Below are 13,401 nucleotides of genomic sequence, written 5' to 3' on the forward strand. Positions count from 1 at the left end.
AATCAAAACAAAAAAACTGTCCTTCGACGCCGGATACATGGCGCGCAAGGACAGGTTTTCCCTATTTCGTTCGGATTTCAGCAAGCAGCGGGCCGTTCCGTTTGGCCCAGGTGAAAGCGAGTGCGAAGCAGATGAACAGAATCACCATTCCGAGGATATAGGGAAAGTTGATATTCACGTCGAAAACGACTCCGGCGAGTGCGGGCCCTATCATGTTGCCGAGGCTCATATAGGCGTTCATCATGCCGGCCGCGTATCCCTGTTCCTCTCCCGCCAACTTGGAAATGACCGTATTCACCGCAGGGCGGAGAAGGGAGGTCGCCGTCGAGAAAATGGTGGAGACGAGCAGGACGGTCCAGAACAGGTCGACAAAGATGATGCCGAAAATCGAGAGCGCCGCGACGACCAAGTTGACAAGGATGACGCGCATTTCCCCGAAGCGTTTGAAAAGCCGGTTGATGATGAAGGTTTGCACAATCACCCCGACAAATCCGCCGACGGTTATGAGTATGGCAATCTCGATAGGGGTATATCCGAATTTATGGTCGACGAACAGCGAAATGGTCGCTTGGAAGTTCGCGAGACCGAAAGAGAAGACGAACATGACAATCAGGATGACGAAGTACGGCGTCGTCGTGGACCGTTTCAGCTGTTGGAAAAGATTCTCCTTCTTCTTCAATACATCATCTTTCGCAATGGCAGGCTTCGGATTCGGCAGGATGAACAGCGAAAGGAGTGCTGCGAACAACGCAGCGCCCGTTGCAAAATAGAACGGGAAGACGAGACTGACCTTCGATAGGAATCCCCCAATCCCCGGTCCGATCATGAAGCCTAACGACATCGAGGCGCCGAGCAGTCCCATCCCTTTCCCCCGGTTTTCCAATGTCGTAATGTCCGCGACGAAGGCCATCGTCGGCGGAATAAGGAAAGCGGCTCCGAAACCGGAGAAGAAGCGGGACACAAACAGCATCCATAGTTGGGTCGATAGCCCGAATGCCAGTTGCGACAGTCCAAAAATGACAAGGCCAATCAGGATGATCGTCTTTCTGCCGTGCCGATCCGATAATTCTCCCGAATATGGGGAGAAGATGAACTGCGCCAGAGAAAAAAGTGCAATCAGAAAGCCGAGTGCTCCCCCTGCTACGCCGAATGTCGCAAGGTATTGAGGCATAATGGGCACGATGAGGCCGATTCCCGACATGGCAATGAACATATTGAACATTAGAATATATAAAGCAAATTGATTAGACCGTGCCGCCAATAGTACCCCCAACTTTCACACCTTTTTTCTATCATTCAAATATAGTACCACATCCAACCTATAAATTCCTTTTTCATAGACTTCCATTCCCTTGAATAAAAGATGACCCCCGAACAACGGAGGCCATCTGCTCACTTCATTTCCATCTTGAATTCCAAAAAGAGCTCATTGTAAACACCGAGCATTTCCAAGCCGAGGTTTTGATATACTTCCAGATGCTCTCTCGTTTCTTCATCTGGATAAAATCGCTCATCCCCTGTCACTTCGGGATCCATCCAATCCAACGCCGTCAAGTTCGGTGTCGAGTAGCCAACATAATCGGCATTTTGGGCAGCCACTTCCGGATCGAGCATGAAGTTGATGAACGCGTGCGCCCCTTCGATATTCTTAGCCGTCCGAGGGATGACGATATTGTCGAACCATAAATTCGACCCTTCTTCCGGAACGTGGTAATCGATTTCTTCATTCTCATACATCATATCCGCCGCCTGGCCGGACCATGTCAGCGCCACGGACGCTTCCCCGTTCACCATCAACTGGGTCACTTCATCCCCGATGACCGCTTTCACATTGGGGCTTAGGCGCTTCAGCTTGTCGGTCGCTTCCCGCAGTTCATCGAGGTTGGTGGAGTTCAAGGAATACCCGAGAGAATTCAGCCCCATGCCGATTGTTTCCCGTGCGCTGTCGACCAAAATGACTTCCTGCCGAAGGGAAGGATTCCATAGATCATCCCATTCCTCGAATGTCTGCCCCTCAAGCAATATCGGATTGAACGCGATTCCGACCGTTCCCCAGAAATAAGGGAGCGAATACCGGTTGCCCGGATCGAACGGCAAGTTCAGGAAATAAGGATCGATATGCTGAAGATTCGGCAGCAATTCGCGGTCAAGCGGGAGCAGCAGATCCTTTTCCGCCATCATTTCGACCATATATTCGGAAGGCATGGAAATATCATAAGAAGTTCCGCCTTGCTCGATTTTCCCCATCATCGCTTCATTCGAATCAAACGTCTCGTAAATGACTTTAATGCCAGTTTCCTCTTCAAACTGTTTCAGCAGATCCGGATCGATGTATTCTCCCCAGTTGTAAACCGTAATGACGTCCTTGCCTGAACGGCCGCTGCTATCATTTAGTTTCGAGTTGACGAACAGCAGGAGGGCGGAAATGATCAGTATGGCGGCAGCCGCCCGGATGATATCCTTCATTTCCTCACCCCCGTCAAATCGGTTTTCGCCTTTTTGCTAAGTGCATAGTAGCCGAGTACCAAGGCGACTGTAATGAGGAAGATCAGTCCCGATAACGCATTGATCGTCAAAGTGATCCCTGCCCGTGCCATCGAATAGATTTCGACGGACAAGGTCGAGAAGCCATTGCCCGTGACGAAGAATGTGACGGCGAAATCATCGAGGGAATAGGTCAGGGCCAGGAAGAAGCCGGCGAAAATCCCCGGTTTGATATAAGGGATGATTACCCGCATCAAGATATCCCTCCGTGAAGCGCCCAGATCCCTTGCTGCATCAATCAGCGAAGTGCTCATCTCCTGCAGTTTCGGCAACACCATGATGACGACAATCGGAATGCTGAATGCGATGTGGGAAATCAGCACCGATGCAAACCCGAGCTTGACCCCTACAATGGTGAATAAAATAAGGAAGGATGCCCCTATGATGACATCCGGGCTGACAATCAGAATATTGTTCAGCGACAACACTGCATTTCGCATCGCCTGATTGCGCAGGAAGGCGATGGCCAGCGCACCGAGCACGCCGATCGCCGTGGAGACGAGCGCGGAAAGCAAGGCGACTATGATAGTGTTCAGCAAAATGACGATGAGCCGGGTGTCTTCAAAAACGGCTCCATAATGTTCCCAGGTGAACGACTCGAAATGCGACATGCCGCCCCCGGAATTGAATGAATAAAAGATCAGATAAAAGATGGGTGCGTAAAGAATGATGAAGACCGCAGTCAAATAGAGTTTCGGTAAGTTACTTAGTTTTCCCATTGCCTGTCGTCCCCCTTTCGCCGCCACTCGTGATGATCATGACGATGAACATGAACAAGATCAAGAACACGGCAATGGTCGACCCCATGCCCCAGTTTTGCGTGACAAGAAACTGCTGTTCAATCGCAGTTCCGAGCGTGATGACTTTATTCCCCGCGATGAGCCGGGTGATCATAAATAGTGACAATGCCGGGATGAAAACGATCTGCACGCCGGATTTGACTCCATTGATCGACAGCGGCCAGATGACCCGCCGGAATGTCGTCCACGCATTCGCCCCAAGGTCTCGGGAGGCGTCGATCAAGGCAGGATTCAATTTGTCCAGCGCATTGAAAATCGGCAAAATCATGAATGGAATGAAAATATAGACCGATACGAAGACGAAACTGAAATCGGTGAATAGCAACTGCTGCTTTCCGATTCCCGTCACTTCCATTAACGCATTGAGCGGCCCGTACAGACCGAACAACCCGATGAACGCATACGTCTTCAGCAAAAGGTTGATCCACGACGGAATGATGATGAGCAACAACCAAAGCTGCTTATGCTTCGTCTTCGTCAGGAAATAAGCCGTCGGATAGGCGAACAGCAACGAAAAGAACGTAATGAGAAACGCATACCAGAACGAGCTGATCGTCAATTTCAAGTAGACCGATGAAAAAAAGCTTTTATAATTAGCTAACGTAAAATTGCCTGTCAAATCAAAAAAGGAATAATAGACGATCAAGGCAATCGGCGCAATGACAAATAGCAGGATCCATGCAATATACGGAACCGAGTATAGCGGATGAAACGTTCTATTCTTCATTTGCTGCCACTCCATAGGACTCCAAACGGGCATCGAAATCCTCTTCCGTTTCATTTAAACGCATGACATGAATGTCTGCCGGGTCAAAGTCCAAGCCGATTTTGCCACCGACTTCCGCCTTTTTGGTGGAATGGACAAGCCATTCATTCCCGTCCGCATCGTAGGTGGAGAGTTCATAATGGACACCGCGGAATAATTGGGTATCGACTGTCACCACCAATTTTCCTTTCTGCACGTCGGTGATTTCCAAGTCTTCCGGGCGGATGACGATGTCGACTTTCTCATTCGGGTTCAGCCCTTGGTCGACACATTCAAACACTTTCCCGGTGAATTGCACGGAGTAATCTTCGATCATGACGCCCGGAACAATATTAGATTCTCCGATAAAGTCCGCGACGAAGCGGTTGATCGGTTCATCGTAAATATCGAGCGGTGTGCCGGATTGGACGATTTCTCCCGTATTCATGACGAAAATTTCATCGGACATCGCCAACGCTTCCTCTTGGTCATGTGTTACGAAGACGAACGTCTTGCCGAGGCGCTGCTGGAGTTCCCGAAGCTCATACTGCATTTCAGAACGTAATTTCAAATCAAGTGCGGAAAGCGGCTCATCCAGCAGAATCACTTCCGGGTCATTGATGATGGCCCGGGCAATGGCGACCCGTTGCCTCTGCCCCCCGGACATTTCGGAGATGTCCCGTCTTTCATAGCCTTCCAGATTGACGAATTTTAACGCTTCTTTGACCCGACGATCGACCTCTTCTTTTTTCACTTTCTTGATGCGCAGGCCGAATGCCACATTTTCATAGACATTCAGATGGGGAAATAGGGCGTAGTCTTGGAATACAGTGTTCACTTGCCGTTCATTCGCCGGAATGCCGTTGATCTTCTTCCCGTTAAAATAAATCGTCCCTTCCGTAGGCTCGATGAAGCCTGCAATCAGCCGCAGGATCGTTGTTTTTCCGCAACCGGACGGGCCGAGCAATGTATAGAATTTTCCACGCTCCATCTCGAACGAAACGCCATTCAACACCGTCGTATCGGTGCTATATTGTTTCGTTACGTTATCGAAGCGGATGATCGGTTCAGTCGTCATGGGGGAGGTTCCTCCTTTATAAATAGGATTCGGTCGCAACGAGAATCAATTCGCTCGATCCATTCGCCGCGTTAGAAAGTTGATGGGGTTGCGAAGCATCAAAATAAAGTGCATCCCCTTGTCCGGCCGTATAGGCCATCTCACCGAGTTCCAGTTTCACTTCGCCCTTCAGTACGTAAATGAATGTTTCAGCAGGCGACGGTTCGAACTTTTTAAATTGCCCTTGTTCTTCGAACGTAAGGTGGATCGGTTCCATTTCTTGCTCGTTCGAACGCGGGATGAGCCAGCGAATGCTATAGTGCATCCGTTCATCCCGATAGACGGTTTGATCGTCCGCCGTATAGACAATTTTCATATTCTTTTTCGGCTCGTCAAAAAACTCTTTCGGTGTCGTTCCAAGGACCTCCAGCAAGCTGAAAAGCGTTTCGATGGAAGGCGAATTCAAGTCGCGTTCCAATTGCGAGATGAAGCCCTTCGTCAAATCGGTCCGTTCTCCTAACTCTTCCTGGGTCAGTCCCTTTTTTAATCGGAGACTTTTAATTTTCCTGCCAATTTCCATAGGCACCCCTCCCGCGCTGTAGAAGTTTAGTGGAAATGAACTTCAAGTTTACTATAACCTATACAATCCAACGCCAAAAATCAACTGGTTTTATAAAAAAAAATTATGGAAAAATAAACCATGCTGGGATGCGGCATTTCACTCAATGCACTCTTCAAGTGAAAATGCGGAAGTTGTTAAAAAAAAAGCAGGGGAGGGCTGAAATATGCCCCGCCTCTACTTTTTAAAATCCGTCAAATCGACAGATCATTCTTTTTGGCTTTCCACTTCCTTCTCCCCATCTTGAGGAACGTATGGAAAATCAGATAAGCGGATAAGCCGATCCCGCTGACGGCTGTGATGAGGGAAATCCATTCAAAAAACGTATAGGAGGTCACTTTACTCCATTTGAAAGGGTCATCCCAATCATCGATGACGAGATTCATCCCGTAAATGCCCGAAATCACTGTGAAAACGGTCAAGACGAAAAGGAGGATATTCATCCTGTCTGCGTTGCTATTTTCTTGATTGCGGTATAACTCATTTAATGTGTTCGTTACTTCCTTGAACAAATTGCTAATATTGAATGATTTCCGGAACATGCTCGAAACCTCTTTCCCTTCCGTCCGGGTACTGATTTCCTCCGAGTAATACCAGGAAGAAAACAGAGTGATGGATTTTATAAGCGATTTCACATATTCATCGTCCTTGTCCCAGTCGATAGAGCTATACTCGAATGCGAACCGAAGCAACATGATCTTATAAAAGAGATGCAGTAGAAGATTGTAATAATGGGTCCCCATGAATTGCGATAGCTCCTGGCGCATTTCATCAGGTCGATGGTTCGTAATCTTCATGAACGCATGGTCGGTCGTCACGGTATAGGTGCGCGGGGCCCACCGGTCATGCAAAGAATCTTGCAACATTTTCTGAATATATTCAGGGTTTGTAGTCGATAGGAAGGGCTCTCCTGTCGGGGTGCGTCCATTGACTTGGCCTATCCGGAACAATTGGTCCTGTGTAATATTTTCATGCTCCCGGGCAAAAAGGAATCCGGAAGTGTACATCCGTTCATCATCGAAATATGGAAGCGATCCATAGTATCCCCGCAGTTTTTCGTCGTGCGGAATCAGGTCCTGAAGGAAAGGACATAGATGATCGAAGAGGAAATGATGGACGGAAATCGATTCGTCGTCGGACAGGAGGACTTTGGCTCCACGATCTTCCCGTACTTTCGGTTCTACAGACCGGAAATGATGGGTAAAATCAAGAACGTCCGAGAGATTTGCCGTTTCGCTCAGCTCAATCCTTAACATCAGAAAAGCAATGCCGAAAGGGCCGAGAATGATATCGATGCTCCGCAACATGAAACGCAGTGACTTCCTATTGATCTGTAAGCGGTATTCTTCTTCAATCGATTTGGAAAACCGTTGGAATCCTTTTTCACGGATAGAAGTCGGGAAAAGTTTTCGTTCGATGAAAGGAAGGAAATATTGCTCGAGTTCTCTGCCATGTACCGTAATGCCTTCGCCATATATTTCATCCAGCTCTGAAGATTCCAGAATGTCGAAATGAGTATAACCGTTGTTTGTAAGGATTTTTGAAAAGCGTTCCAACCGGGACAGAGTGTAATTCAATGGAAGAAAAAAAGATAGATGGGAGTGAATGATATTTATTTCTGTCGTATTCACTTTCTTTGCCATCGGATTTCACCCTTCCGTATAGGATAAATTATCGATACATGATACAATTATTCGAAAAGGGGGGACTGGGATTGGGAAAGAAAAAAGTGTTTTTCTTAGATCCGGATGAGCGCAAGTGGACCTTGGAAGATCTCGGACTCAGCTGGGATACGATTGGACAAACTTTGCACGAAAATGAGATAGAAGGGATTTTCCTAGCTTATCAAGGCAAGCTCCATAAATGGCCGGAATTATCCAATCTTTGCACGGTCTGTCTGGAATCATTGGCATACAACGATGAGCACGACTCCGTCTTTTGCCCGACTTGTGACGAATGGCGCGAACCGTCCTGCGCTGATCCGGAATGCGAATATTGCTTGGCCAGGCCCAATAGACCTTCTCAGTGTAATTAGGTATCTCCTTTCTTGATTCCTTAAATACGGACATGGTAAACCTAGCCCTATTCATACGAGCAAACAGCATCTTACGAATATGGTGCATGGATTGACGAGGGAAGCAATGCGCTGCATGTTCTCTTTACCTAAACCTGCAGGCGGACTTTGATATCAAACCGGACGTCGTAAAAACAAAAGTGTCATGTTGAAATACTCCGTATACTTCAAGCAGGCTGTCTTTGTCAGGCAAACCGGAGACCCATTCAAATAACCTTATAATCAACTCAAATCCTCACGCATAGTATAAGCAGTGGGGATTTTTTCAAACGGGAGGTTCTGATTGTGAAATTACGCGAACAGATGCCGGAGTTGGAAGGTGCGACAACTTGGTTGAACGGGAAAAGGACAAAATCGGACCTGATCGGTCAAAAACCGACATTGATACATTTTTGGTCTATTAGCTGCCATCTCTGCAAAGTAGTAATGTCGGATATCAACCATTTCAGGGATCGGTACAAAGACGATATTAATATCATCGCAGTTCATATGCCTCGCTCCAAAGATGACCTGGACTTGGAGGAGATTAAAGCGGTAGCCGCCAAGTATGACATTACACAACCGATTTTCGTCGACAGTGCGGTGAAGCTGACGGACGCATTTGATAATCAATATGTCCCGGCTTACTATGTATTCGACAAAAAGGGGCAGCTTCGTCATTTCCAAGCAGGTGGAAACGGCATCAGAGTGTTGGAGAATCGTATCAACCGCATACTAGGGGAAAATTAAAAAAGTCTGAGCCCATGCCCGTTGTGTGAAGCGCCCGCCTTGCACGACAGGGCTTTTTTCATTATTATCGTTCGGTTGCTTGCTGGACACCTGCACCCTCGTGCCCGTAATCCGTTCCATCCTTGAGTGCGCGAAAGGGATATGCTACACTTTTTGCATCGTGAATTCATATGGGGGAGTCAATGTATGAAAAAAGAGTTTGTCGTCATCGGGTTAGGTCGGTTCGGTGGCAGCATCGTACGGGAATTGATCAACTTGGGGGCCGATGTAATGGCGATCGATAAGTCCCCTGAACGGGTGGATGAGTATGCGCAGATTGCGACGCAGGCGGTTTCAGCGGACACAACCGACGAATCCGTCCTGAAATCATTGGGCATCCGCAATTTCGAGCATGTCATTGTGGCCATCGGGGAGAACATCCAAGCGAGTATTTTGACCACTTTGATGCTGAAGGAGATCGGAGTGCCGAAAATAACGGTGAAGGCCCAAAACGACTACCATGAGAAGGTGCTCCGGAAGATCGGGGCCGATCAGGTCGTGCATCCGGAACGGGATATGGGCATCCGGATCGCCAACAATATGGTCTCCAATAATATTATCGATTACTTGGAATTATCGGAGGAATACTCCATCGCGGAAATCAGGGCGAATGAAAGAATCACGGGATTTTCCCTTATTGACTTGGACATTCGGGCCAGATACGGGGTCAACATCGTCGCCATCAAACGGGGCACCCATATTCTCGTCTCCCCGCAAGCGATCGAAAAGATTCAATTGGACGATGTTCTGATCGTCATCGGCTCAGATGAGGACATCCACCGCTTCGAACGGAAAGCTTTATATTGAAATGAAAACCAAAAACCCGCTATGTCAAAGTAAAGCAGACTGTAGACAAAAGGGGTTGTCCAGAAAGTGGATTTTCCGGTTAAACACGCAAAAAGCAAGGGCTCTGGTCGCTTTCCGCGGGCCAGCCGACGAGCCTCCTCCGGCTTACAGCCGTGCGGGGTCTCGTCGGCCGGCTTTCCCGCAGGAGTCTCCCGGCGCCCTTGCTTTTTGCTAGTATCCAACTCTGTGCCTGGACTTTTCGGACAGCCCCTTTTGTCTAAACATGTGCATTTTAACTGTTGGCAGGCTGAAGTAACGTTGATTTCCGTCCCGGGTGGACGTTTCCGGGGGCTTGCCCTCAGTCTCCTCGGATATGCTCCCAACGCTTCGCTTTTGGTCGCAGCCCTGCCCTCCAATCAACTGGGAATCCTCTAAGGCAAGGGCATCATGTCAACCTCCATCGCCGGCGCTTTCCACGTCCAGCTGGCCAGCTTCTTCAATTTTATGGCGGCAAAAAGTCAGCATCGCCTGCATGGACATTTTTTAAGCCCCCTGAGGGTTGTCCAGCGCATGCCATGCTTTTCTTTTGCATCAGCAATGATGCGCTCAATCGCCTCTTTGCGCTTTCCATATACTTCCTTGACATCATGGTTGTGTCGCAAGTCCTCAGCCACATCCAAATAGTCCTGCCAGATATGCCGCTGGATGATCTTTTGCTGATTCTTACTTTGCGTGCATCGGCCATTCACTGGACACGCGGCACAAATTAAAGGTGCCGATGCATACTAGTTCATTGATCTGGTTTTTCGTCATCATTCCGATCACCTCGAATAAATGGTAACAAGTATCCAGTTGATCGGAGAGCGGAGGATGGCGACTCTTGCGGGAACAGCACAAGCCGAAGGCCCTGGACCGAGCGCAGCGAAAGCCGTAACGAAGAACAGCTTTTGCGCCAAAAAGCGTAGCGTTTGGCAGCACAGGATGCCTTAATTTCTGCAAAGTACACAGAAATACGGCAAATCGAACCCTTCGCTGTTCGATTGGCTGAGGTCGTGCCCGCGGAAAGCGTCCATCCGCAATGGAAATCAACTTTTCCTGGCGTTTACTCTATTGTAAAAGAAAAAGACTGTAGGCAAACTCCAAATGTCCGGAGTTTGTCTACAGGCTGGTAAAGTTAGGACGTAACGGGTTTTCCTATTAAGGTTACACTTCCATAATGACCGGAAGCACCATAGGTCTCCGTTTTGTTTTCTCGTACAAATACGGTCCGATGACGTCATTGATTTCACTCTTAAGTCCGGCGATGTCCGCAGGGGAGTCGGCCAGTTTCTTTTGCAACTGTCTCGAGAGGACTTGCTGTGCTTCGTTGATCATCGTGCCGGATTCCCGCATATAGACAAATCCGCGCGAAATGATATCCGGCCCGGAAACAACTCGATTGCGTTTTTTGTCCACTGTCGCCACGACGATGACCAGTCCATCTTCCGAGAGGATTTTACGGTCCCGCAACACGACGTTCCCGATATCTCCGATGCCGCTTCCGTCAATATAGACGTCCCCGGAAGGGATCCGGCCGGCAACGCGCGCCTCATCTTGCGTCAGCGCTAAGACATCGCCATTGCTCATGACAAAAGTGTTTTCCCTCGGTACGTCACAGGACACCGCCAGTTCCGTGTGCATCTTCAACATCCGATATTCCCCGTGGATTGGCATGAAGAACTTCGGTTTGATCAAGCGCAGCATCAATTTCTGTTCTTCCTGGGAACCATGCCCCGAAGTGTGGATATTGTTCAAAGATCCATGTAGAACTTCGGCGCCTGCGCGGAACAGGGCGTTGATCGTTTTGTTGACGCTCAGCGTATTTCCTGGAATCGGGGAGGAGGAGAAGATGACCGTATCCCCAGGATGGATCTGCACTTGGCGGTGTGTGCCATTTGCGATCCGGGATAAAGCGGCCATTGGTTCACCTTGGCTACCCGTGCATAAGATCATCACTTCATTCGCAGGCAAACGGTTCAATGACTGAGTGTCCACGAAGAGTTCCTTCGGCGCATTGATATAGCCTAGTTCGCGGCCGATCGTGATAGCATTATCCATACTTCTTCCGAACACTGCTATTTTACGGCCGAATTTCTCGGCTGCCTCAATGACTTGTTGTAATCTGTGGATATTCGATGCGAAAGTCGCGAAGATGATCCGGCCATCGACATTGCGGAAAATATCATTCAGGCTATCCCCGACTTTCCGTTCCGACATGGTGAAATTCGGCACTTCGGCATTTGTACTATCCGACAGGAGGCAAAGCACGCCTTCGCTGCCGATTTTCGCCATCTTCGATAAGTTTGCCGGTTCTCCGACAGGGGTGAAGTCGAACTTGAAATCCCCGGTATGGACAATATTGCCGGAAGGCGTCTTGACTACAACACCGAAGGCATCCGGAATACTGTGGGTTGTCCGGAAAAACGACACCGATGTCTTACGGAATTTGAAGATATCCTCTTCATCGATCGGTATCATCTTCGTCGTCCTCATCAGGCCATGTTCTTCGAGTTTATTGCGGAGCAGTCCGAGGGCGAGCTTCCCGCCATATACTGGTACATTCACTTTCCGCAATAGGTAGGGGATGCCCCCGATGTGATCCTCGTGACCATGGGTGATGAAAAGTCCTTTAATCTTATCCACGTTGCGTTCCAAATAAGTGTAATCCGGAATGACATAATCGATTCCGAGGAGATCGTCCTCCGGGAATTTAATACCCGCGTCGATCAATATGATTTCATCTTGGAACTGCACCGCATACGTATTCTTGCCGATTTCGCCTAGTCCGCCTAATGCGAAAACCGCTGTTTCATTGTTCTTTATAAATTTCATGGATTAGACCTGCTCAATCTGGAAATCGGGTGATTGTTGCTCATACTCAAGGTGTGAACCTTCGAGGCCCTGGATATATTCGATATTATATCCCCGATCTTTCAATTTTTCGCGGACTTGTCTTTCCGATTCCGCTTCGATGTAAAGGCTCTTCGTATTTTCGCGGACTGGTACTTGGAGCATGTTTTCTTGATAAAACACTTTGTAAATCATCGCTTGCTCTCCTTTTTTACGTTCGTTTGAAATCGTTCTCTTTATCTTACCATGCGGATTCCCTAAAATAAAGAAAAGCCCACCCGTGTACAGGGTGGGCTCAAATTGTCTATGCAATTGTTTTTTTGCCAAGGATGCCATTCAGCCGCTTCAACAGTTTTCGTTTCAGGCGCTTGTACATGGCTTCATCACTCCTTGGCGGAATTATATCACATTCTTAATTTTTTGTCAAGGCGTGGGTGGTCAGTCCCGTTCATAAGGAATCGCATCCGGAATCTCCCGGTACGGATTTTTCGGGTCAATATGATCGTAGAACATGATTCCGTTCAAATGATCCAATTCATGTTGGAATGCAATGGCGGGGAGCCCTTTTAATCGTTTTTTGAATTCCTTGCCGTCCGGATCGAACGCTTTCACAGTGATTCTTGCGTATCTCGGGACAAATCCTTCGACATCCCGGTCCACTGATAGGCAGCCCTCTCCTGTCGTCAAATAAGTCTTCTCGACGGAATGACTGACGATTCTCGGATTGATGGCAACCAAACTGAGGGGATCTTGCCCTTCTTCCTTAATATGAAGAGCAAACATTCTCTTCAGTCGATCGACTTGCGGGGCGGCCAGGCCGATTCCGGGTCGCAGGCCGTATTTTTCACTCAACTCCGGACTTTGACTGTTGATGACATATTCGAGCAATTCCTCGCTTAATTTTCGTTCTTCATCGGTCAGCGGGAATTTTACTTCTTCCGCACGTTTTCGAAGGGAAGGATGGCCTTCCCGTATAATATCTTTCATTAAAATCATTGAAAATCTTCCTTTCAGGTCTTTTCCTACTTTATAGTATAGTCCAATTGGAAAAACGGTGAAAGAGATTAGCGCAAACTTGAATTTACAGATAGCGCATACTATATTGGTGAAAATTGAGGT

General features: G+C 48.2%; 13 protein-coding genes and 1 pseudogene. 3 read left to right on the forward strand and 11 right to left on the reverse strand.

All coding sequences use genetic code 11. The features are described from left to right. Window positions 1–61 precede the first annotated feature (61 nt). The 7 genes from OXB_RS09600 to OXB_RS09635 all read right to left on the reverse strand — a co-directional run bounded on the left by OXB_RS09600 (window position 62) and on the right by OXB_RS09635 (window position 7,408). Window positions 62–1,261, reverse strand: a complete 1,200-nt coding sequence (locus tag OXB_RS09600; protein ID WP_041076595.1) for an MFS transporter — start codon at window positions 1,259–1,261, stop codon at window positions 62–64. A 131-nt stretch (window positions 1,262–1,392) separates the two neighbouring features. Beyond that, window positions 1,393–2,466, reverse strand: a complete 1,074-nt coding sequence (locus OXB_RS09605) for an ABC transporter substrate-binding protein (protein WP_041073758.1) — start codon at window positions 2,464–2,466, stop codon at window positions 1,393–1,395. After that, entirely contained in the window at window positions 2,463–3,263 is an 801-nt protein-coding gene (locus tag OXB_RS09610; RefSeq protein ID WP_041073760.1) for an ABC transporter permease, read from the reverse strand. The genes OXB_RS09605 and OXB_RS09610 overlap by 4 nt, the downstream gene beginning before the upstream one ends. Beyond that, on the reverse strand, window positions 3,247–4,071 hold the full coding sequence (locus tag OXB_RS09615; protein WP_144399679.1) for an ABC transporter permease: 825 nt from the start codon (window positions 4,069–4,071) through the stop codon (window positions 3,247–3,249). Before OXB_RS09615 ends, OXB_RS09610 begins: the two co-directional genes overlap by 17 nt. Then, a complete protein-coding gene (locus tag OXB_RS09620; protein WP_041073764.1) occupies window positions 4,061–5,167 on the reverse strand; it encodes an ABC transporter ATP-binding protein in 1,107 nt (368 codons plus the stop codon). The genes OXB_RS09615 and OXB_RS09620 overlap by 11 nt, the downstream gene beginning before the upstream one ends. Window positions 5,168–5,183: 16 nt before the next feature. Then, a complete protein-coding gene (locus tag OXB_RS09625; protein ID WP_041073765.1) occupies window positions 5,184–5,726 on the reverse strand; it encodes a helix-turn-helix domain-containing protein in 543 nt (180 codons plus the stop codon). A gap of 233 nt (window positions 5,727–5,959) precedes the next feature. Beyond that, window positions 5,960–7,408 carry a hypothetical protein gene (locus tag OXB_RS09635; RefSeq protein ID WP_052483970.1) on the reverse strand — a complete coding sequence of 483 codons (1,449 nt, stop codon included), beginning with the start codon at window positions 7,406–7,408 and terminating at the stop codon, window positions 5,960–5,962. Window positions 7,409–7,479: 71 nt separating this feature from the next. Here OXB_RS09635 and OXB_RS17970 point away from each other — a divergent pair, with 71 nt between their 5' ends. From OXB_RS17970 to OXB_RS09650, 3 genes are all read left to right on the forward strand, one after another. Next, window positions 7,480–7,800 carry a hypothetical protein gene (locus OXB_RS17970; RefSeq protein WP_052483971.1) on the forward strand — a complete coding sequence of 107 codons (321 nt, stop codon included), beginning with the start codon at window positions 7,480–7,482 and terminating at the stop codon, window positions 7,798–7,800. Between the two features lie 324 nt (window positions 7,801–8,124). After that, window positions 8,125–8,568, forward strand: coding sequence for a TlpA family protein disulfide reductase (locus OXB_RS09645; protein WP_041073770.1), 444 nt, complete (start codon window positions 8,125–8,127; stop codon window positions 8,566–8,568). A 186-nt stretch (window positions 8,569–8,754) separates the two neighbouring features. Further along, window positions 8,755–9,414 carry a potassium channel family protein gene (locus tag OXB_RS09650; RefSeq protein WP_041073772.1) on the forward strand — a complete coding sequence of 220 codons (660 nt, stop codon included), beginning with the start codon at window positions 8,755–8,757 and terminating at the stop codon, window positions 9,412–9,414. Window positions 9,415–9,824: 410 nt separating this feature from the next. On the opposite strand, the pseudogene OXB_RS18440 reads toward OXB_RS09650, so the two are convergent. The 4 genes and pseudogenes from OXB_RS18440 to def form a co-directional block, all read right to left on the reverse strand. Then, a pseudogene (locus tag OXB_RS18440) lies at window positions 9,825–10,133 on the reverse strand (transposase); the annotation flags it as partial. Between the two features lie 463 nt (window positions 10,134–10,596). Next, window positions 10,597–12,264: a ribonuclease J1 gene (rnjA, locus tag OXB_RS09665; protein WP_041073776.1), complete on the reverse strand. Its 1,668-nt coding sequence runs from the start codon at window positions 12,262–12,264 to the stop codon at window positions 10,597–10,599. A gap of 3 nt (window positions 12,265–12,267) precedes the next feature. Beyond that, window positions 12,268–12,477, reverse strand: a complete 210-nt coding sequence (locus tag OXB_RS09670) for a DNA-dependent RNA polymerase subunit epsilon (RefSeq protein WP_041073778.1) — start codon at window positions 12,475–12,477, stop codon at window positions 12,268–12,270. A 243-nt stretch (window positions 12,478–12,720) separates the two neighbouring features. Further along, window positions 12,721–13,278, reverse strand: a complete 558-nt coding sequence (gene def, locus OXB_RS09675; RefSeq protein ID WP_041073780.1) for a peptide deformylase — start codon at window positions 13,276–13,278, stop codon at window positions 12,721–12,723. Window positions 13,279–13,401 lie beyond the last annotated feature (123 nt).

Origin of the sequence: Bacillus sp. OxB-1, assembly GCF_000829195.1 — a bacterium.
Lineage (GTDB): Bacteria > Bacillota > Bacilli > Bacillales_A > Planococcaceae > Sporosarcina.